This is a genomic window from Achromobacter sp., assembly GCF_032113835.1.
Taxonomy (GTDB): Bacteria; Pseudomonadota; Gammaproteobacteria; order Burkholderiales; family Burkholderiaceae_B; genus Achromobacter.
The window spans coordinates 1-19,990 of the sequence record NZ_DAMCTG010000069.1 but is presented as its reverse complement, the minus strand read 5'-3'; the positions used below and the strand labels follow the sequence as shown (position 1 = coordinate 19,990).

At 65.7% G+C, this 19,990-nt stretch carries 17 protein-coding genes; 1 reads left to right on the top strand and 16 read right to left on the bottom strand.

What is annotated here, in order from left to right; genetic code table 11:
* Positions 1 to 88: 88 nt before the first annotated feature.
* The 8 genes from RT697_RS20425 to RT697_RS20390 form a co-directional block, all read right to left on the bottom strand.
* The gene (locus RT697_RS20425) at positions 89 to 547 is read right to left on the bottom strand and encodes an Lrp/AsnC family transcriptional regulator (RefSeq protein ID WP_313701372.1); all 459 of its coding nucleotides are present in this window, start codon (positions 545 to 547) and stop codon (positions 89 to 91) included.
* Between the two features lie 17 nt (positions 548 to 564).
* Positions 565 to 1,344 carry an SDR family oxidoreductase gene (locus RT697_RS20420; protein WP_313701370.1) on the bottom strand — a complete coding sequence of 260 codons (780 nt, stop codon included), beginning with the start codon at positions 1,342 to 1,344 and terminating at the stop codon, positions 565 to 567.
* A gap of 175 nt (positions 1,345 to 1,519) precedes the next feature.
* Complete coding sequence (locus RT697_RS20415; RefSeq protein ID WP_175125624.1) at positions 1,520 to 3,214, bottom strand: thiamine pyrophosphate-binding protein; 1,695 nt, start codon at positions 3,212 to 3,214, stop codon at positions 1,520 to 1,522.
* A gap of 68 nt (positions 3,215 to 3,282) precedes the next feature.
* Entirely contained in the window at positions 3,283 to 4,269 is a 987-nt protein-coding gene (locus RT697_RS20410; protein WP_313701368.1) for a tripartite tricarboxylate transporter substrate binding protein, read from the bottom strand.
* The gene (locus tag RT697_RS20405) at positions 4,269 to 5,042 is read right to left on the bottom strand and encodes a GntR family transcriptional regulator (RefSeq protein ID WP_313701366.1); all 774 of its coding nucleotides are present in this window, start codon (positions 5,040 to 5,042) and stop codon (positions 4,269 to 4,271) included. Before RT697_RS20405 ends, RT697_RS20410 begins: the two co-directional genes overlap by 1 nt.
* A 195-nt stretch (positions 5,043 to 5,237) precedes the next feature.
* Positions 5,238 to 5,957, bottom strand: coding sequence for a VOC family protein (locus tag RT697_RS20400; RefSeq protein WP_313701365.1), 720 nt, complete (start codon positions 5,955 to 5,957; stop codon positions 5,238 to 5,240).
* An 18-nt stretch (positions 5,958 to 5,975) separates the two neighbouring features.
* Positions 5,976 to 8,711, bottom strand: a complete 2,736-nt coding sequence (gene secA, locus RT697_RS20395; protein WP_313701364.1) for a preprotein translocase subunit SecA — start codon at positions 8,709 to 8,711, stop codon at positions 5,976 to 5,978.
* Positions 8,712 to 8,902: 191 nt separating this feature from the next.
* On the bottom strand, positions 8,903 to 9,877 hold the full coding sequence (locus tag RT697_RS20390; protein ID WP_313701389.1) for a M23 family metallopeptidase: 975 nt from the start codon (positions 9,875 to 9,877) through the stop codon (positions 8,903 to 8,905).
* Positions 9,878 to 10,006: 129 nt separating this feature from the next.
* Between RT697_RS20390 and RT697_RS20385 the strand changes: the two genes are divergently transcribed.
* Complete coding sequence (locus RT697_RS20385; RefSeq protein ID WP_312437123.1) at positions 10,007 to 10,414, top strand: flagellar hook-length control protein FliK; 408 nt, start codon at positions 10,007 to 10,009, stop codon at positions 10,412 to 10,414.
* A gap of 217 nt (positions 10,415 to 10,631) precedes the next feature.
* Here the strand turns inward: RT697_RS20385 and lpxC are convergent, their stop codons facing one another.
* The 8 genes from lpxC to ftsW form a co-directional block, all read right to left on the bottom strand.
* Positions 10,632 to 11,555 carry a UDP-3-O-acyl-N-acetylglucosamine deacetylase gene (gene lpxC, locus RT697_RS20380; RefSeq protein WP_056320776.1) on the bottom strand — a complete coding sequence of 308 codons (924 nt, stop codon included), beginning with the start codon at positions 11,553 to 11,555 and terminating at the stop codon, positions 10,632 to 10,634.
* Between the two features lie 240 nt (positions 11,556 to 11,795).
* Entirely contained in the window at positions 11,796 to 12,980 is a 1,185-nt protein-coding gene (gene ftsZ, locus RT697_RS20375; protein ID WP_008160099.1) for a cell division protein FtsZ, read from the bottom strand.
* A gap of 184 nt (positions 12,981 to 13,164) precedes the next feature.
* Positions 13,165 to 14,391 carry a cell division protein FtsA gene (gene ftsA / locus RT697_RS20370; protein ID WP_006217473.1) on the bottom strand — a complete coding sequence of 409 codons (1,227 nt, stop codon included), beginning with the start codon at positions 14,389 to 14,391 and terminating at the stop codon, positions 13,165 to 13,167.
* Between the two features lie 4 nt (positions 14,392 to 14,395).
* On the bottom strand, positions 14,396 to 15,220 hold the full coding sequence (locus tag RT697_RS20365; RefSeq protein WP_313701362.1) for a cell division protein FtsQ/DivIB: 825 nt from the start codon (positions 15,218 to 15,220) through the stop codon (positions 14,396 to 14,398).
* A gap of 12 nt (positions 15,221 to 15,232) precedes the next feature.
* Positions 15,233 to 16,183, bottom strand: a complete 951-nt coding sequence (locus RT697_RS20360; RefSeq protein ID WP_175139415.1) for a D-alanine--D-alanine ligase — start codon at positions 16,181 to 16,183, stop codon at positions 15,233 to 15,235.
* Entirely contained in the window at positions 16,180 to 17,586 is a 1,407-nt protein-coding gene (gene murC, locus RT697_RS20355; RefSeq protein ID WP_313701360.1) for a UDP-N-acetylmuramate--L-alanine ligase, read from the bottom strand. The genes RT697_RS20360 and murC overlap by 4 nt, the downstream gene beginning before the upstream one ends.
* The gene (gene murG / locus RT697_RS20350; RefSeq protein ID WP_313701359.1) at positions 17,583 to 18,659 is read right to left on the bottom strand and encodes an undecaprenyldiphospho-muramoylpentapeptide beta-N-acetylglucosaminyltransferase; all 1,077 of its coding nucleotides are present in this window, start codon (positions 18,657 to 18,659) and stop codon (positions 17,583 to 17,585) included. The genes murC and murG overlap by 4 nt, the downstream gene beginning before the upstream one ends.
* Positions 18,656 to 19,849 (bottom strand): putative lipid II flippase FtsW, encoded by a 1,194-nt coding sequence (gene ftsW / locus RT697_RS20345; RefSeq protein ID WP_312437139.1) that lies wholly within the window; start codon positions 19,847 to 19,849, stop codon positions 18,656 to 18,658. Before ftsW ends, murG begins: the two co-directional genes overlap by 4 nt.
* Positions 19,850 to 19,990: the final 141 nt, after the last annotated feature.

Genomic DNA, 19,990 nt, shown 5'->3' with positions numbered 1-19,990 from the left:
ATTGCCAGATTGGGCCCGCGCAACACGCAGAAAGAAATTTGCATCCGCGGCGGAGTGGGACTCAGGAAAAATTTTGCGCGCGTCGCGGCTACACCGCGCCCAGCGGCAATTCCGTGGTGCTTTTGATGACTTCCATCGAGAAGCTGGCGCTGACGTCCAGCAGATCCACCGCGCCGATCAGCCGGCGGTAGAAGCGGTCATAGGCCGCCATATCCTCAACGACCACCTTCAGCAGATAGTCCACGTCGCCGGCCATGCGATGGAACTCGACCACATTGGGCAGGGCCATCACGGCATTGATCAGGCTTTGCGTCCATTTCTCGTTGTGCTGGCTGGTGCGGATGGACACGAACACCGTCAGGTTCAGGCCCAGCGCACGGGGATCCAGCAGGATGGCGTTGCGCGCAATGACACCGTCGTCCTTCAGCTTCTGGATCCGGCGCCAGCATGGTGTCACCGAAAGGTTCACCTGTTCGGCCACTTCGGCGACCGAGCAGGCGGCGTCCTTCTGCAGCAGCGCGAGTATCTTCAGGTCCGTCTGGTCCATGGGATGTCTTGACGCCATCAATAGGTCCCGGGGTAGCCGCCCCCGTCGATCAGCAGACTCTGCCCCGTCATGTAGCCGGAATGCGCCGAGCAGACATACGCGCACAGCGCGCCCAGTTCCTCTGGCTGGCCATACCGGCCGGCGGGATTGCTGCGCGCCCGTTCGTCCCACAACTGCTCGAACGTCTTGCCGCCCTGCTCCACCATGCCTTGGATGTGCCGGGTTTGCGCATCGGTGGCGAAAGCGCCAGGCAGCAGATTGTTGATCGTGACGTTGTGGCGCACGGTCTGGCGCGCCAGGCCGCCCACGAAGCCGATCAGGCCCGAGCGCGCACCGTTGGACAGCCCCAGCTCGGCATGCGGCGCCTTCACGCTGCGCGACACGATATTGACGATACGGCCGAACCGGCGCTCGACCATGCCGTCCACCACGCGGCGGATCATGTCGATCGGTCCCAGCATCATGGCGTCGAGCGCGGCGATCCAGTCGTCGTGCGACCAGTCCCGGAAGTCGCCCGGCAGCGGGCCGTCGGCGTTGTTGATGAGGATGTCGGGATGCGGACAGGCGGCGATCGCTGCGTCGCGCCCTTCCGGCAGCGTCAGATCGGCGGACACCCAGCCCACGCCGATGCCGGTCTCGCGCGATATCTCGGCGGCGGCCTGCTCGAGCGTCTGCGGGTTGCGCGCCGCGATGGTCACCGCCACGCCCTCGCGCGCAAGCTGCAGGGCGCAGGCGCGTCCCATGCCGCGGCTGCCGCCAAACACCAGTGCCTTTCTGCCGCTGATCCCCAGGTCCATGCCTGCCCTCTCTGCTGTCGCGTTGACGGCGCCGGACCTCCGCGGCCCGCCGCTCCGAAGCGATCCAGTATAGGAGCGCGCCCGCCGCCAGGGAATTTTTTTCTAATCGGCCCGGCCAAGAAAATTGGGGCCCCGCGAAGGGCCCCATTGTGATGCAAGGAATGCGATTACCGCATCAGCCCATCCATTGGCTCACGGGCGCCGCCGTGTCCTGCAGCGGCTGCGCGATCACATCGATCAGCGCGGGGCCATCGTGTTCCATGGCGGCCTTGATCGCGGCGTCCAGCTTGGACGGGTCCTCGACGCGCCATGCCTTCACGCCATAGGCTTCGGCAATGCGCGCATGGTCGGTGCGGTTGAAGTCCACGCTGTAGTAGCGCTTGTCGTAGCCGGCCTTCTGGCTGGCCTTGATCCAGCCGTAGACCGAGTTCGAGAACACCACCATCAGCAGCGGCGCCTTGTGGCGCACGATGGTTTCCAGCTCGCCCACCGTGAAGCCGAAGCTGCCGTCGCCCATCACCGACACGCACTTCGATTGCGGACGGCCGACCCAGGCGCCCAGCGCCGCCGACATCGAGAAGCCCAGCGCGCCGTGGGCGCGGTTGGTGATGAAGTGACGGCCAGGACGCGAGACGTCGTAATAGGCCGAAAAGTACGGGCAAGGCGTGCCGGGGTCCGCGCAGACCACCGCATCGTCGGGCAACAGGCGGTTCAGCGACTGCACCACGCGCTCGGGGCGGATGGGCGCATCAAGGCTGGCGGCCAGCGGCTCGAGCTGCGCGCGGCGCGCCTCCTTGGCGCGGCCGGCCAGCACCGCGCCGTCGGTCGCGTCGGACGGCCGATGCTTGATGCGCGCCTGCACTTCGGCGGACAGCGCTTCGAGCGCCAGCTTGGCGTCGCCCACCAGACCGACTTCGGTCAGGTAGTTGGCGCCGATCACCATCGGGTCGATGTCGATGTGCAGGATCGGCACATTGCGGTTCGGGAAGCGCCAGTGTTCGGTCGAGGTCGACCCCGCTCGGCAGCCCACGAAGAGCACCACGTCGGCAGCCGCCACCACGTCGCGCGTGGCCATCACGCCGCCGTTCGACCCGACCACGCCTGCGTTCAGCGGGTGGGTGTCGGCCAGGCTGCCCTGCCCGCTCACCGTCACGCACACCGCGGCCTTCAAGGCCTCGGCGACTTCCTGCAGCGCGCCGCAGGCGCCGGCGATGACGACACCGCCACCGCAGATGATCACCGGCGAGCGCGCCGCCACCAGGCGTTGCGCGGCGCGCGCCACGTCGGCGGGATCCGGCGCGAAGCGCATGGCCGGGAAGCTGCCGTGCTCGGGCTGCGCCCACACGTCGGACGCATCCACTTCCTGCTTCATCACGTCATAGGGAAAGCACAGGTGCGCCGAGCCAGGCTTGCCGGTCGTCATGGCGCGGAAAGCCGCGCGCACCATGCCGGGAATCTGGTCCGCGCGGTCGATCGTGCGGTTCCACTTGGTCAGCGGGCGGTAGAGCGCCTCCTGGTCCAATTCGGTCAGCGGGTATTTGCCGCGCGAGCCGACGGCCACGTCCGACGTGATGCCCAGCACGGGAATCGACGATTCATTGGCTTCGACCAGGCCGGGCAGCAGATAGGTCGCGCCGCCGCCGCTCGGGCCTTCGCACACGCCGACCTTGCCGGTCACGCGCGCATAGGCGTCGGCCATGTAGGCCGCGCTGCGCTCGTCTCGCGTCAGGATGTGCTGCATGCCGTGATCCAGGCGATACAGCGCGTCGTAAAGCGGCAAGGTGGTGTCGCCGCACAGGCCGAAAATATGTTTGACGCCGTTGTGTTGCAGCATCCGCACCATCGCTTCGGCGCCGTTCATGTGTTCCATGTCATCTCCACGTAATCCGGGAGCCGGGCCGGAACGGGGGCTTGCCGCCCCCATCGGCCCGACGCCGCTCAGTTATCCAGATTGATCTTGCTGCTCTTGATGAAGGCGCTCCAGCGGTCGTATTCCGACTTCACGTACGCATCCAGCGCCGGACCATCGGAAGCCACGATCTCGAAGCCCGCCTCGGTGATCTTCTTCTTGATCTCGGGATCGGCCAGCACCGCCTGGAAATCCGCGGTCAGCTTCTTGACGGTGGCCTCCGGCGTGCCCTTGGGCGCGAACATGCCGCTCCACGAATAGGCGACGAAGCCCGGGAAGCCCGATTCGGCCACGGTGGGCACATTGGGCAATTCGGGCAGACGCTTTTCGCCGGCGACGGCCAGCGGCTTGATCTTGCCGGCCTGGATCTGGCCGCGCAGCGCCGCGAAGCTCAGCCACGTCATGTTGGCCTGCCCGCCCACCACGGCCTGAATGGCCGGTCCGCCGCCGCCATACGGCACGTGCAGCAGCTCGACCTTCGACAGCCGCTTGAGCTCTTCCGGCGCCAGGTGGTTCAGCGAGCCCACGCCCGTGGAGGCGTAGTTGAACTTGTTGGGCGGCTGCTTGGCGGCCGCCGCCAGGAACTCTTTCAGGTTATCCCCAGGCACGCTCGGATTCGCGCCGATCACCAGCGGAAAGCGCACCGTCTGCCCGATGGCGACAAAATCCTTGAACGTGTCGTACGGCAGCTTGGGCTTCACGGCCGGATTGATGCCGTGGTTGTCGAAGCTGACCAGCAGCGTGTTGCCGTCCGGCTCGGCCCGCGCCACGAACGCCGTGGCGATCTGGCTGGCGGCGCCCGGACGGTTTTCGACGACCACCGCGCGGCCGCCCATCTGCTGCGACAGGCGCGGCTGCAGGATGCGCGCCAGGATGTCGGTGCTGCCACCCGGCGGATACGGCACGACGAGAATCAGCGGCCGTTCCTCGGCCATCGCCGGCGCGGCGACAAATGCGCCCCCGGCCGCGGCCAGCGTGCATACCGCCGCCAGCGCCCGCTTGATCGTTCTATTCATCAGTTTTCCCCTGCTGTTGTGGTGTTGGCCGGCATTACCTTGGCGGGTTCGGCCTGGTCCCGCATGTAAATCGTTGAAAAACCCGTGCGTATGACGTCGGTGATCTGGTCCAGCCGGCGACCGATATGCGCGCTGATGAGGCCGGGCAAGGCCTCGATGTCGCGCTTCTGCAAAGCATCGACAATGCGCAGATGCTCGCCTTGCGTATGGCTGCGGCGTCCTTGCTGCATGTCGATCCAGCGCACGAAATGAATGCGCGCGTTGACGCTTTCCAACGCGCGCACGAATTCTTCGTTCCGGGAGTAGCGCGCCAGCGCCAGGTGAAAGGCTTCGTCCAGTTCCAGCAGCCGGGCGGCATCGCTGTCGTCGGGTTCGTCGCGCGAGCGTTCGACGAAGGCGCGCAGGCTGGCAAGTTCCTCGTCGGTGGCGCGCTCGCACGCCGCGCGCACGATGCCGGCTTCCAGCACCGCGCGGTATTCGTAAAGGCTGTGAATCTGCTTGGCGTCCAGCAGGCGGGCAATGAAGCCGCGGTTGACCGCGCGCGTCAGAAACCCCTCGACCATCAACTGGTTCAGCACCTCGCGCAGCGGCGTGCGGCTGACGTTGAGCCGGCGGGCCAGCTCGACTTCATTGATGCGTTCGCCCGGCTTGAACTCAAACCGCACCGCCATGGCCTTGACGGCGCCATATAGCTCGGCCTGCCCGGCCGAGGTGCGGGCCGCGCGGGAGGTGGCCGGCGTTGCGGCTGGGGTCGCAGGTTGGGGAAGCGTCATACCGGATCGCCTGTGGCAAATCTCCAGTCGGGATGAAGTGCATACTAAAGTGCATACACTTTGAGCGGCAACTCGGGTTTGCCCGAAGCGGATGGCGTTCGGCAGATGGAATCTGCATCGCGCGGAAAGCTTTCGGGCATGAAAAAGCCCGCCTGAAGCGGCGGGCTCGTCGAGCGGCGTTCGGACGGTTGCGGCCTACAAACCGGTGTCCAGCGTGTAGTGCGCGCCGTCGCGATTCTCGAGGGTCAGCGTCGACAACACAGGCGTCTGCGCCGTGTCGTCCTGCTGGACGTGAATGCGCAGGTTCGCCAACGGCACGTCCCACCCGCCATTGACGGGTTCGGCGGTCACGTCCGCCACAAACGCCAGGCGCTCGGCCACGCCGCGGGCGTCCGCCGCGCGCGCGTCGATACGTTGCAAGCTGCGGGCGCCGTTGGGATGCGCCATCAGCTCGGGCGACCAGACGCACTCGGGCGTCAGATGCCGGCAGAAATACATGCGGATGCCGGGCAAGGGCTGCTCGGCAAAACGCACGGTATGAAAACGGGCCTGGACTTCCTGGCCATCCAGCATGGCGGGACGCGACAGGTCCTGCACGGGATTGACCGCAAAACCGGCGTCGCGCAACCGCGTGTAGGTGGCCTCGGCGTCATAGGTCCGGAACACCAGCGCTTCCAGGCCAAATGGCGAATCGGCGATTTCCTTGCGCGCGGGCGGCGCGCCCGGCGGCCAACCCAGCAATTCGACGTACGTGCCTTCCAGCACGATCAGGCGGTTGCACGACCCCAGGTTGTGCACAGCCTTGTCGCTGAGGTGAAAGCCCTGCCGTTCGTAATGGGGCGCCAGCGCATCCAGCCGGTCTCGCACCATGACGACGGCGTGGTCGAATTCAGTGCGGCCGACAGAATGCAGCATGAAGTCTAACCCCTTTTATCAGACCAGCTTACCGTGGCACTGCTTGTACTTCTTGCCGCTGCCGCACGGGCACGGATCGTTGCGGCCGACCTTGGGCAGCGCGTTGCGCGTGGGCTGCGCGCCCGTTTCCTGCGCATCGGAGGCCAGCGCCTCGTCGTAGTCGGAGTGGTGATACTGCACGTTCTGCACATGCGACTGCGCCGCTTCGGCTTCGGCCTGCTCGACCTGTTCCGACGACTGCACGCGCACCGTCATCAGCACCTTCACGACGTCGTCGCGCACGCGTTCCAGCATGCCCGAGAACAGTTCGAAGGCTTCGCGCTTGTATTCCTGCTTGGGGTTCTTCTGCGCATAACCGCGCAGATGGATGCCCTGACGCAGGTAATCCAGCGCCGACAGGTGTTCGCGCCAGTGCGTGTCGATCGCCTGCAGCATGATCGAGCGCTCGAACTGCGACCACGATTCCTCGCCCACCTGGTCGACCTTGGCCTGGTACGCATCGCGCGCCGCGGCCACCACGCGTTCGCGCAGTTCTTCGTCGTTCAGGTTGGGTTCTTTTTCCAGCATCTCGGTCAGCGGCAGATGCAGGTGCCAGTCGGCTTCCAGCGCCTTTTGCAGCGCGGGGATGTCCCACTGTTCTTCCACCGATTCCGGCGGCACGTACGTGTTGAACATGTCGGTCACCGCCGCATCGCGCAGGTTCTGCACGGTGGCGCCGACGCTGGCGGCTTCCAGCACGTCGTTGCGCTGCGAGTACAGCACCTTGCGCTGGTCGTTGGAGACGTCGTCGTATTCCAGCAATTGCTTGCGGATGTCGAAGTTGCGGCCTTCCACCTTGCGCTGTGCGGTCTCGATCGAGCGCGTGACCATGCCGGCCTCGATGGGCTCGCCCTCGGGCAGCTTGAGGCGTTCCATGATGGCGCGCACGCGGTCGCCCGCGAAAATGCGCATCAGCGAATCTTCCAGCGACAGGTAGAAGCGGGACGAGCCCGGATCGCCCTGGCGGCCGGCGCGGCCACGCAGCTGGTTGTCGATACGGCGCGATTCATGACGCTCGGTGCCGATGATGCGCAGGCCGCCGGCGGCCTTGACCTGATCGTTCAGCGGCTTCCATTCGGCGCGGATCTTCTCGATGCGCGCGGTCTTTTCGGCGTCGGAGAGCGATTCGTCGGCGCGGATCAGGTCGACCTGCTTGTCGACGCTGCCGCCCAGCACGATGTCGGTACCGCGACCGGCCATGTTGGTGGCGATCGTGATGTGGCCCGGCTTGCCGGCTTCGGCCACGATCTCGGCTTCGCGGGCGTGCTGCTTGGCGTTCAGGACCTCGTGCGGCAGCTTGGCCTTCTTCAGCAGGCCGGACAGCAGCTCGGAGTTCTCGATGCTGGTGGTGCCGACCAGCACGGGCTGGCCGCGCTCGTGGCAATCGCGGATGTCTTCGAGGATGGCGTTGTACTTTTCGCCGTCGGTCTTGAAGACCTGGTCGTTCTGGTCTTTACGGACCATGGGCTTGTTGGTCGGGATGATGACCGTTTCGAGCCCGTAGATTTCCTGGAATTCGTACGCTTCCGTGTCAGCCGTACCGGTCATGCCGGACAGCTTTTCGTACATGCGGAAGTAGTTCTGGAACGTGATCGATGCCAGCGTCTGGTTCTCGTGCTGGATCTTCACGCCTTCCTTGGCTTCGACGGCCTGGTGCAGGCCATCGGACCAACGGCGGCCCACCATCAGGCGGCCCGTGAATTCGTCCACGATCACCACTTCACCGTCCTGCACGACATACTGCTGGTCGCGGAAGAACAGGGTGTTGGCGCGCAGCGCCACCATCAGGTGGTGCATCAGCGCGATGTGGCGCGGATCGTACAGCGATTCGCCTTCGGGCAGGATGCCCAGGCGGGCAAGAATGCCTTCGGCGTGTTCGTGGCCGGCTTCCGACAGGTAGACCTGCTGGCTCTTTTCGTCGACCCAGTAATCGCCTTCGGGTTCCGGTTCCTGCGGCTTGGGCTCGTGCGCCATGCGCGTAAGCAGCGGCGGCACCGCGTTCATGCGGACGTAGAGTTCGGTGTGGTCTTCGGCCTGGCCGGAGATGATCAGCGGCGTGCGGGCCTCGTCGATAAGGATCGAGTCTACTTCGTCGACGATGGCGTAGAACAGCACGCGCTGGCGGCGGTCCTCAACACGGAATTCCATGTTGTCGCGCAGGTAGTCGAAACCGAATTCGTTGTTGGTGCCGTACGTGATGTCGGCGGCGTACGCGGCCTTCTTTTCGTCGTTCGGCTGCTGCGGCACCACCACGCCGGTGGACATGCCCAGGAACCGGTACAGACGGCCCATCCATTCGGCGTCGCGGCGGGCCAGGTAGTCGTTCACCGTGACCACATGCACGCCCTTGCCGGCGATGGCGTTCAGGTAGACGGGCAGCGTCGCCATGAGCGTCTTGCCTTCACCCGTGCGCATTTCGGCGATCTTGCCGTTATGCAGGGCGATGCCGCCGAGCATCTGCACGTCGAAGTGCCGCATGCCGAACACCCGCTTGCCGGCTTCGCGCACAACGGCGAAGGCTTCGGGAAGCAGATCGTCCAGGGACGTGCCCTGGGCGTGGCGGGAACGGAATTCGTCGGTCTTGGCCGCCAGTTCCGCGTCGGAGAGCGCGGAGATCTTGGGTTCGAGCCCATTGATCTGGGTTACCAGCTTGCGATACTGCTTAAGCAGCCGGTCGTTGCGGCTGCCTATGAGTTTTTTGAGCAGAGAAACCATGCGTATGTCGGCCGCACGAGCCACACCACACCCGAAAGCGCTTGGGGCAGCGTCACCCGTGACTTGATGTTATTGGTTGAGCGGGGGTCCGCTGGGAAACGAACCAGTTTAACGCACCTGGAGCGTAATAGCCTGGACCTATGACCAGGGTAGCACTGTTGGCCGGTTTGACCGGCCAACCCGCGAAGGGTTCACGGCGCGGCGGCCTGCGCGACGGCGGGCGGCGCGTGCTGAGGCTGGGGCCCCAGGAAGAGCCGCGGATCCAGCGGCTGTCCGGCAAGGCGGACCTCGAAATGCAGGTGCGGCCCGGTGGAGCGGCCGGAGCTGCCGACACGCGCGACCTGCTGGCCGCGCTCGACCAGATCGCCCTGCTTGACCAGCAACGAGGACGCATGCGCGTAGCGGGTAATCAGGCCGTCGCCATGGTCGATTTCGACCATGTTGCCAAAGCCCGGCGCCCACTTGGCCTCGAGCACCACGCCGCCGGACGCGGCCAGGATCGGCGTGCCCGAGGGCGCCGCGAAATCCAGCCCTTCGTGCATGGCCGAGCGGCCCGTCACCGGGTTGCGGCGCCAGCCATACGACGACGACAGATAGGGGTAATCGGTGATCGGCATGGCGGTCGGCATGCGCGCCTGATCCGCCGAGCGCTTGGTAAGGGCCGCATCCAGCAGCTTCAGATTGTCGGTCTGCTGCGCCAGCCGTGCCTGGATCTCGTCGAGCTGCCGGCCCAGCGCCTCGGCCGACGCCGCGCTGGGCGGCGGATGGTCGGTGAAGAGATCGTCCATGACCTGCGTGGCCTCGGGGTGAGCCGGCGCCTCGGGCTGCGCCGCCGCCAGTTGCTGGGCCAATTCGGGGTCGGTATAGGCGACGCCCGCCACCTTGGCCACGCGCTGGCCCAGACCGTCGATGCTGACCAGCTTGGCCTGCAGCGCGCCGACCTTCGAGGCCAGCAAATTCATGTTTTCACGCAGGAAATCGGCATCGCGCCCCGGCTGCTCCGACAGCGGCCATCCCATCGTGTGCACGGCGGGAAGGATGGGAGTGATGTATCGTTGAAGCGCTGCGCCGAAAACGGCCGCGGTAATCAAGGCGCCACCCAGAAACAACGCCAGTCGCGCGCCGCCCAGGGTGAAATGCCCGTCCTGCCCGTCGCGGGCGTGCATAATCACGATCTTCAAGGTTTGCTTCCTAATTCTTTTAAAGCCGGCATGAATAGACCCGCTTCATACCGTCAACGTTCCAGTACCAGCCGGCGCGGAGAAAATACCGCCCTGGGATGGCTGGGTCATGACATGCGGGGCGCCGGTGTGTTGGCGACTGCCCGCAAGCATCTGCAAATTCAGTATGCGGTGGCGGCGGTGTTGCCCGCCCCGCTGGGTGCTGTGTGCCAGGTCGCCAAACTGGAAAACCTGTGTCTGCATCTGGTGGTGCCCACCGCCGCGCATGCGGCCAAAATGCGTCAATTGGCGCCGCGCATCGCGCGATCACTGGCGGACCAGGGCTGGAACCTTAACGAAATTGCCATCAAGGTACAAGCCGGGTTACCCAAGCCCGGCGCCCGGCAGCCGCGCCCTCCCAAAGAGGCGCAGCCCCTGAACGACAAGGCCCTGGGCGCGTTCGAGACGCTGCACGACAATCTGCGGCCGGGTCCGTTGGCCGACGCCGTCGCCAAGCTCTTGAAGCATCACAAGAGTAGCTGAGCAACCGGGCTTTGTCCGGCAACTCAAGGGACCGGAAACGTCACGAAACCAACTTTTCAGACCGATGGCCGGATGGTTGGCTACCGGATTGCGACTATCGCGCGAGGGGATGACGGCCAGCGTCGTCCCTAAGTAGAAACCCAAGCGGGAATCTGAATGGAAACCCGCGCAGGATCGGGGTCAGGCCCCATGCGCGGGTTCAGCGGAAAGCCTGGCGTCAGGCCAGCTTCCATTCGTGACGAAACGCCTGGGGCGCTTCTGCCTGCGATTCGTACGTGACGATTTCCCAGGCGTCGCGCTGCTCGAGCAGCGCGCGGGCGAGCTGGTTGTTCAGGCCGTGGCCCGACTTGCACGCCACATAGCGCGCCACCAGCGGCTTGCCCAGCAGATACAGGTCGCCGATGGCGTCCAGGATCTTGTGCTTGACGAATTCATCGTCGTAACGCAGCCCGTCGCTGTTCAGCACGCGGTACTCGTCCATGACGATGGCGTTGTCCAGGCTGCCGCCGCGGGCCAGGCCCATCGACCGCAAGGCCTCGACTTCATTCACGAAACCAAAGGTGCGCGCCCGCGCGATCTCGCGCACGTACGAATGCGTGGCGAAATCGATTTCCGCAAAATTTGCCGTGGAGTCGATGGCGGGGTGGCGGAAGTCGATCGAGAAAGCCAGCGCGTACCCTTCGTGGGGTTCGAGCCTGGCCCATTTCTCGTTGCGGCCTTCGCCTTCACGCACTTCCACCGGCTTCAGGACACGGATGAATTGCTTGGGCGCGTTCTGCTCGACGATGCCCGCCGAGCGCAACAGATAAACAAACGTCGCCGCGCTGCCGTCCATGATGGGGACTTCTTCGGCAGTGAGGTCGACGTGCAGGTTGTCGATACCCAGGCCGGCCAACGCCGACATGAGATGTTCCACAGTGGACACGCGAACATTGCCCTGCTGCAGCACGGACGCCATGCGGGTATCGCCCACGCCCGTGGCTTGCGCGGGCAGGTCAACGACCTGTGGCAAATCTACACGGTGAAAGACGATGCCTGTATTGGGCTGTGCCGGACGCAGGGTGAGCTCCACCCGCCGTCCTGAGTGGACGCCGACGCCGGTCGTGCGGACGAGATTCTGGATGCTGCGCTGTCGGAACATGAGACTTGGAATTTTGAACCCGGAAGCCGGCAAGATAAGTACGGATTGCCGGCGTAACCGAAGTATTGTAACGCTGTCCGATCCAGGCCGCCATTCAAAGTGGCGCTCTGACCGACCGAAACCTCCGTCCCTTATTTAACGTGCAAGGGAAACACGGACCGCTCTGCCTCCGGCTCGCCCGTGGGGACAGGCGAGCCGGAGATGAGGGAGTGCAGTTAGAGCCGTTGACCGGCTCTAGGTTCAGTCCGCCTGCTTGCGCAGGAAGGCCGGGATGTCGAAATGATCCATTCCCGAGCTTTCCAGCGCGCGTACCTGGGCCGACGCCTGGCTGCGCGGATTGCGCATGACCGACGGCATGTCCAGATTGCGGTAGTCACCGCCTTGACCGGCCGGCATCGTGCCCATGGGCATGTTGTCGGTGCCGGTGCGCAGCACTTCAGCGGTGGTCTGCACCAGTTGCGGACGGGCTTGCGCACGGCCAAGGCCGGTTGCAACCACCGTGACGCGCAGGTTTTCACCCATGGATTCGTCATAGGCGGTGCCGAAGATCACGGTCGCGTCGTCCGAAGCGTAGCTGCGGATCGTTTCCATGATTTCGCGCGTTTCGCGCATCTTCAGCGAGCGGCTGGCGGTGATGTTGACCAGCACGCCGCGCGCGCCGTTCAGATCCACGCCTTCCAGCAGCGGGCAAGCAATGGCGTGCTCGGCGGCAACGCGTGCGCGATCCGCGCCCGATGCCGACGCCGTGCCCATCATGGCCTGGCCCTGCTCACCCATGATCGTCTTCACGTCTTCGAAGTCGACGTTGACGTTGCCTTCGACGTTGATGATTTCGGCGATACCTGCGCACGCGTTGTGCAGGATGTCGTCGGCCGAACGGAAGCAGTCTTCCTGCGTCGCGTCCTCGTCCATCAGTTCATAGAGGTTCTCGTTGAGCACCACGATGAGCGAATGCACGTGCTTGGCCAGTTCCGAGATACCGTCCTCGGCCATCTTCAGGCGCTTGTTGCCTTCAAAGGTGAAAGGCTTGGTGACCACGCCCACGGTCAGGATGCCCAGTTCCTTCGCCACTTCGGCCACGACCGGACCTGCACCGGTACCGGTGCCGCCGCCCATGCCCGCGGTGATGAAGACCATGTGCGCGCCGTTCAGCGCGGCACGGATTTCCTCACGCGCGGTTTCCGCCGACGCGCGTCCCTGCTCGGGCTTGGCGCCCGCGCCAAGGCCGGTGCGGCCCAGGCGGATCTGCACCGGCGCATTGGTTGCCGCCAGCGCTTGCGCATCGGTATTGGCGCAGATGAAATCCACCCCGTGCACACCGCTGCGAATCATGTGCGCCACGGCATTGCCGCCCGCACCGCCCACACCAACGACCTTGATTACGGTCCCTTTGGTGTTGTTCTCAAGCATCTCAAAGTTCATCATGATGACTCCCTCACAAGTCCGATTTTGCAAATCACAAAAATTCCCCAACAACCTATTTGTGAATCGCCTCAAAGCCGACGCCGGCTACATAGGCCCGCCACGGGTTTGAGACGCCTCCTCTTTCTGGCGCTCTCCGCTAGACAGCCGCGGTTCGCACCAAGGAGCAGGCCCCAACCTGCACCCTTTAATTCATGAACCACTCTTTCATGCGCGCAAGCAGGCTCTTGAAGTTGCCCGTCTGCGCTGCCACCTTGCGGCCACGCACACGCTGCATGCGCGCTTCCTGCAGCAGCCCCATCACCGTCGAGAAGCGCGGGTTGCGCATCACGTCGGCAAGGCTGCCTTCATACTCGGGGACCGCCACGCGAACCGGCTTGAGGAACACGTCCTCGGCCAGTTCGATCATGCCGGGCAGCTGCGCGGATCCGCCGGTCAGGACCACGCCGGAAGCCAGCAGGTCCTCGTAGCCGGAATCGCGCACCACCTGTTGCACCAGCGTGAACAGTTCTTCCACGCGCGGTTCGATTACCGCGCCCAGCGCCTGGCGCTTGACCTGGCGCGGGCCGCGGTCGCCCAGGCCCGGCACTTCCACGGACTCGTCCGGGCTGGCCAGTACCTGCTTGGCAACGCCGTAGCGCAGCTTGATTTCTTCGGCATCGGGCGTGGGCGTGCGCAGCATCGCCGCGATGTCGTTGGTGATCTGATCGCCGGCGATGGGCAGCACGGCGGTGTGGCGGATCGCGCCGCCGGTGAAGATGGCAACGTCGGTCGTGCCCCCGCCAATGTCGACGAGCACGACGCCCAGCTCCTTTTCGTCGGCCGTCAGCACGGCCAGGCTGGAGGCCAGCGGCTGCAGGATCAGGTCCTGCACTTCCAGGCCGCAGCGGCGCACGCACTTGACGATGTTCTGCGCGGCGCTGACCGCGCCCGTCACGATGTGCACGCGCACTTCCAGGCGCAGGCCGCTCATCCCGATGGGTTCGCGGATGTCTTCCTGGCCGTCGACGATGAACTCCTGCGTCAGCACGTGCAGCACCTGCTGGTCGGTCGGAATGTTCACCGCCTTGGCGGTCTCGATGACGCGGGCGACGTCGGTGGCGGTGACTTCCTTGTCCTTCACGGCGACCATGCCGCTGGAATTGAAGCTGCGGATATGGCTGCCGGCGATGCCGGTGTAGACGTCTCGAATCTTGCAATCTGCCATCAGCTCGGCTTCTTCAAGCGCGCGCTGAATGGAATTCACAGTGGTCTCGATATTGACGACCACGCCCTTGCGCATGCCGCGCGATTCGTGCTGGCCCAGGCCTAGCACCTCGAAGCGGCCTTCAGGCAGGATTTCAGCCACCACAGCCACCACCTTGCTGGTGCCGATATCGAGGGCGACGATAAGGTCCTTGATGTCACGGGTCATGGCGTTAGCGTTTCTTGGGAGGTTTCGGTGTGGATTTGGATTTGGTTTCCGACGCGGGCAACGGGGCCAGCGCCAGGGCGAAACCATTCGGATAGCGCAGGTCGGCCTGCGTGAGGGTGCGCCCTTCCAGGCGCCCCGCCACGGTGGGCCACGCCTGCACAAAGCGTTGAATACGAGCCGCGAACGGCAAGGCGCCGGGCAGGCCGTGCGGGTCCGGCGCATCCGCGCCCGGATCCCGGCCCAGGTCCAGCAGCATGCCGTTGGAAAGCACGACGCGCCAGGCGTAGCGCGGGCTCAGTTCCAACTGTTCCACATGCATGTCCAGCGGCGCGAACCAGCGCGCCAGCTCGGCGTAGCGCTGCACGACCAGCGCTTCCGTGCCGTCGGGTCCGGAGAACTGCGGCAGCACCGTGTCGTCGTCCACCTCGCCCGTGTTGGCCGTGAACGCCTCGCCCCAGGTGTTGATCATCTGGTTCTCGTTCCACAGCGCCAGGGGCTGCTGCTCCTCGATGCGCACGCGCAGCACGTTCGGCCAGATCCGCCGCACGGTGGCATGCCGGACCCACGGCACCGATTCGAAGATCTCGCGCGCGTCGTCCAGGTCCACCGTGAAGAAGTTGCCCTTCACGCGGCCCGCGATCGCCGAACGCACGGCGCCCGTCGACACGTAGTGCAGCTCGGTGTCCGGCATCGATTCCAGCTCGATCGCCGACAGCGTGAAATACGGACGCTGCGCTACCCACACCACGCCCGCGATGAGCAAGGCGGCAACCGCCAGCACGGCAAGCGTGTTGGCGATCAGGTTGGTAGTACGAGCGTCGTTCCACACGGAGTATCCAGGTCAAGCGTTGCGGGCGTGGCCGTGCACCTTGCACGAGGCCTCGGACAGGATGGCCACGCACAATTCTGCATAGCTGATCCCCACGGCTTTCGCGGCCATGGGCACCAGGGAGTGGCCGGTCATGCCGGGCGAGGTATTCATTTCAAGCAGCCAGGGACGGTTGTCGGCATCGAGGATGAAATCCGCGCGCCCCCAGCCTTCGCAGCCCAGCGTCTGATACGCCTTCACGGCAATCCGCGCGACTTCTTCAGCGACGTCCGCGGGCAAGGCGGCCGGGCAGAAATACTGCGTGTCGTCGGAGAAATACTTGTGTTCGTAGTCGTAGTTGCCGCCCGGCGCCGCGATCTCGATCACCGGCAGCGCACGCGCCGCCTTGCCCGAGCCCAGCACCGCCACGGTCAGCTCGCGTCCGGTGATGAACTGCTCGGCCAGGACCTCGCTGTCGTACTGCGCGGCCGCGGCGTAGGCTTCCTTCATGTCGGAGTAACCAACGACCTTGGTGATGCCCACGGTCGAGCCCTCGTGCGGCGGCTTGATGATCAGCGGCAGCTGCAGGCGGTCCGGAACCAGGCGCAGTTCGGTGTCGGCATCAAGCACTTCGAAGTCGGGCGTGGGCAGACCATGCTGCAGCCAGATCCGCTTGGTCATGGTCTTGTCCATGGCCAGCGCCGAGGCCATCGGGCCGCTGCCGGTGTACGGGATGCCCAGCAGTTCCAGCGCGCCCTGCAAGGTGCCGTCTTCGCCGTAACGGCCGTGCAGCGCGATGAACACGCGGTCAAAGCCTTGATCGGCCAGCTCGGCAAGACTGCGCTCGCCGGTGTCGAACAGATGCGCGTCCACGCCGGCGCTGGTCAGCGCCTCGTGCACGCCCTTGCCGGACATGAGCGAGACCTCACGTTCGGCGGACCGGCCGCCGTACAACACACCCACCTTGCCGAATTGCTTGCTCATGCCAACTCTCCCACCTGGGCCGGGACCTTGCTGATCGAACCCGCTCCCATCACGACGACGACGTCGCCATCGCGCACGAAATCCACAATGGTCTGCGGCAGCTCCGCCACGTCTTCCACGAACACCGGCTCGACCTTGCCGGCCACGCGCAGCGCGCGCGACAGGGCGCGTCCGTCCGCCGCGACCAGCGGCGGTTCGCCAGCGGCGTAGACCTCGGTCAGCAGCACGGCGTCGGCGGTGCCGAGCACACGCACGAAGTCCTCGAAGCAATCGCGAGTCCGCGTGTAGCGGTGCGGCTGGAAGGCCAGCACGATGCGGCGGTCGGGCCAGGCGCCGCGCGCCGCAGCCAGCGTCGCCGACATCTCGACCGGATGGTGGCCGTAGTCGTCGATCACCGTGAAGGTGCCGCCGCCATGGTTGGCCGGCACAGGGAATTCGCCCGTCTGCGTGAAGCGGCGGCCCACACCCTTGAACGAAGCCAGCGCCTCGCAGATGGCGGCGTCGGACACGCCCAGCTCGGTCGCCACGGCAATCGCGGCCAGCGCGTTGCGCACGTTGTGCAGGCCCGGCAGGTTCAGTTCGACGTTTAGCGGCGGCAGCAGCGTGTCACGGTGGGTGCGCTGCACGTTGAAGCGCATGCGCGTGCCGTCGGGCTGCACTTCGTATGCCCGCACCTGGGCTTCCTCGTTCAGGCCGTAGGTCGTGATGGGACGCGACACGAACGGCATGATTTCGCGCACGTTGGCGTCGTCCGAGCACAGCACGGCGCTGCCATAGAACGGCAGGCGCTGCGTGAATTCGATGAAGGCGCTCTTGAGCCGCGCCACGTCGTGCCCGTAGGTGTCCATGTGATCGGCATCGATATTGGTCACGATGGCCATCACGGGCAGCAGGTTCAGGAACGAGGCGTCCGACTCGTCGGCCTCGACCACGATGTAGTCGCCCTGCCCGAGCCGCGCATTGGCGCCCGCCGAATTCAGCCGGCCGCCAATCACGAACGTGGGATCCAGATCGCCCGCCGCCAGCACGCTGGCGACCAGGCTGGTCGTGGTGGTCTTGCCGTGCGTGCCGGCCACGGCGATGCCGCGCTTCAAGCGCATCAGCTCGGCCAGCATGATGGCGCGCGGCACCACCGGGATACGCGCCGAGCGCGCCGCGATCACTTCGGGGTTGTCGCCCGCCACCGCGGTGGACGTGACGATGGCGCTGGCACCCGTGACGTTGCTGGCGGCATGGCCGATCGCGATCTTCACGCCCAGGCCGGCCAGGCGGCGCGTCACCGCCGACTCGTTCAGGTCGGAACCGCTGATGTCGTAGCCCAGGTTCAGCAGCACTTCGGCAATGCCGCTCATGCCCGAACCGCCGATGCCTACAAAATGGATATGTTGAATTCTGTGTTTCATGATGAACGCCCCGCTGCTTGTTCACAGACGTCGGCGATATGGGCGGCCGCGTCGGGACGCGCGTGCGCGCGGGCCCGGACGGCGACAGCCTCGAGTTCTTGTCGGGTGCGCTGGCCCAGCCAGTCCGCCAGCCACTCGGGCGTCAGGGCGGTCTGCGGCTGCAGCCAGGCGGCCTGCGCGTCGCTCAGGAAGCGCGCGTTGGCGGTCTGGTGGTCATCGATGGCGTGGGGGAACGGCACGAACAGCGCCGCGACGCCGGCGGCCGCCACTTCGGACACCGTCATGGCGCCTGCGCGGCAGATCAGCAGGTCGGCGTCGGCCATGGCGCCCGCCATGTCGTCGATGAAGGCGCGGCAATCGGCCTGCACGCCCGCCTGGGCGTAGGCCTGCTGCAGCGCCGGCAAATGTTGTTCACCGGCTTGGTGGACGACCGTCGGCCGGTTGCCCTGCGGCAGACGCGCAAGCGCCTGCGGCACGGTGGTATTCAAGGCTTGCGCCCCCAGGCTGCCGCCCACCACCAGCACGCGCAGCGGACCGGTGCGGCCGGCATAGCGTTCGGCGGGGTCCGGCAAGGCGCACAGGTCGGCGCGCACCGGGTTGCCCATGGCTTCGCCCTTGGGCAGCACGCCGGGAAATCCGCTCAGCACACGGCGCGACATCTTCGCCAGGCACTTGTTGGCGGTGCCGGCGACGGCATTCTGTTCGTGCACGACCAGCGGCGTGCCGCGCAGCGCCGCGATCACGCCGCCCGGAAACGCCACGTAGCCACCCATGCCCAGCACCACGTCGGGACGCACGTCGGACAGCCGTGACCACGCTTGCGCGAATGCGCGCAACAGCAGGAAGGGCAGCTTCAGCAGCGCGGAAGCACCCTTGCCGCGCACGCCCTGGAAGCGCAGCGGCACCAGTTCGATGCCGCGCGGCGGCACGAGGCGGCCTTCCATCTTTTCGGGATTGCCCAGCCACAGCACGCGCCAGCCGCGCGCGCGCAGCACATCGGCCACGGCGAGGCCCGGCATGATGTGGCCGCCGGTTCCGCCGGCCATGATCAGGATGGTGCGGGCGGCGGTCATACCCGTCCCCCGCGCATCATGATGCGGTTTTCCACGTCGACCCGGATCAGCATCGCCAGCGCGCACAGGTTCATCACCACGCCCGAACCGCCATAGCTCATCAGCGGCAGCGTCAGACCCTTGGTGGGCAGCAGGCCCAGGCATACGCCCATGTTGATGAACGACTGCACGCCGAACCACATGGCTACGCCGTGCGCGACCAGGCCGGCGAACGTGCGTTCCATGGCGATGGCCTGACGGCCGATGTCGAAACCGCGATAGACGATGATCGCAAACAGCGTGATCACCAGCATGACGCCGGCAAAGCCCAGCTCCTCGCCGACCACCGCCATCAGGAAGTCGGTGTGCGCCTCGGGCAGGTAATGCAGTTTCTCGACGCTGGCGCCCAGGCCCACGCCGAACCATTCACCGCGCCCCAGCGCGATCAGCGAGTGCGAAAGCTGGTAGGCGCTGCCGTAGGCGTTGTCTTCGTTCCAGGGATCCAGGTAGGCGAACAAACGCGCGCGGCGCCACGGAGACAGCCAGATCAGCATCAGGAACGTGCCAACCAGCACGGCCAGCAGGCTGCTGAAATATTTGCCGTTGATGCCGCCCAGGAACAGGATGCCGATGGCGATGGCCACGATCACCATGAACGCGCCCAGGTCGGGCTCGAGCAGCAGCAGCATGCCGACGCCGGCCAGCGCGAACGCCATCGGCAGGAAGCCGCGGGCAAAGGCCTGCATGTGTTCCTGCTTGCGCACGGTGTAGTCGGCCGCATAAAGCAAGGCGGCAAGCTTCATCAGTTCGGACGGCTGGAAATTCAGCGGACCCAGCGGGATCCAGCGATGCGCGCCGTTGACTTCGCGGCCGATGCCCGGAATCAGCACCGCCACCAGCAACACCATCGTCACCACGAAAAGCGGCACGGCCAGACGTTGCCAGACCCGGATGGGGATCGCCAGCACCACGGCGGCGCCCAGCAGACCCGCGCTCACGAAGAGACCGTGGCGGATCACGAAGTAATAGCGGCCATAGGACGCGTAGCGCGGGCCGTCGGCCAGCGCGATCGACGCCGAATACACCATCAGCAAGCCAAGCAGCAGCAACGTCGATGCCGCAATGACCAGCGGCATGTCGAAGTTGCGCATGCGGGTACGGCCGGGCCGTACGGCATTGACGCTCGCGGTGAGATCGGCGATCAGGCTCATTGCATGGCCTCGGCGCCACGCGCGGTGGATTTCACGTCAGGAGTGGCGTTGCGGCTCATGCCACCTCTCCACGGTCGCGGGCCAGATCTTCGACCTCTTCCACGAACACCTGCCCGCGATGCGGGTAATTGCGGAACATGT

Bases quoted from the DNA above. Each gene is read 5' to 3' on its own strand.
- ftsZ (WP_008160099.1), bottom strand. From the start codon at position 12,980: ATGATGAACTTTGAGATGCTTGAGAACAACACCAAAGGGACCGTAATC.
- RT697_RS20420 (WP_313701370.1), bottom strand. From the start codon at position 1,344: ATGGACCTGGGGATCAGCGGCAGAAAGGCACTGGTGTTTGGCGGCAGC.
- lpxC (WP_056320776.1), bottom strand. From the start codon at position 11,555: ATGTTCCGACAGCGCAGCATCCAGAATCTCGTCCGCACGACCGGCGTC.
- RT697_RS20385 (WP_312437123.1), top strand. From the start codon at position 10,007: ATGCGGGGCGCCGGTGTGTTGGCGACTGCCCGCAAGCATCTGCAAATT.
- RT697_RS20390 (WP_313701389.1), bottom strand. From the start codon at position 9,877: ATGCACGCCCGCGACGGGCAGGACGGGCATTTCACCCTGGGCGGCGCG.
- murC (WP_313701360.1), bottom strand. From the start codon at position 17,586: ATGAAACACAGAATTCAACATATCCATTTTGTAGGCATCGGCGGTTCG.
- ftsA (WP_006217473.1), bottom strand. From the start codon at position 14,391: ATGACCCGTGACATCAAGGACCTTATCGTCGCCCTCGATATCGGCACC.
- RT697_RS20425 (WP_313701372.1), bottom strand. From the start codon at position 547: ATGGACCAGACGGACCTGAAGATACTCGCGCTGCTGCAGAAGGACGCC.
- RT697_RS20415 (WP_175125624.1), bottom strand. From the start codon at position 3,214: ATGGAACACATGAACGGCGCCGAAGCGATGGTGCGGATGCTGCAACAC.
- secA (WP_313701364.1), bottom strand. From the start codon at position 8,711: ATGGTTTCTCTGCTCAAAAAACTCATAGGCAGCCGCAACGACCGGCTG.
- murG (WP_313701359.1), bottom strand. From the start codon at position 18,659: ATGACCGCCGCCCGCACCATCCTGATCATGGCCGGCGGAACCGGCGGC.
- ftsW (WP_312437139.1), bottom strand. From the start codon at position 19,849: ATGAGCCTGATCGCCGATCTCACCGCGAGCGTCAATGCCGTACGGCCC.
- RT697_RS20400 (WP_313701365.1), bottom strand. From the start codon at position 5,957: ATGCTGCATTCTGTCGGCCGCACTGAATTCGACCACGCCGTCGTCATG.
- RT697_RS20405 (WP_313701366.1), bottom strand. From the start codon at position 5,042: ATGACGCTTCCCCAACCTGCGACCCCAGCCGCAACGCCGGCCACCTCC.
- RT697_RS20360 (WP_175139415.1), bottom strand. From the start codon at position 16,183: ATGAGCAAGCAATTCGGCAAGGTGGGTGTGTTGTACGGCGGCCGGTCC.
- RT697_RS20410 (WP_313701368.1), bottom strand. From the start codon at position 4,269: ATGAATAGAACGATCAAGCGGGCGCTGGCGGCGGTATGCACGCTGGCC.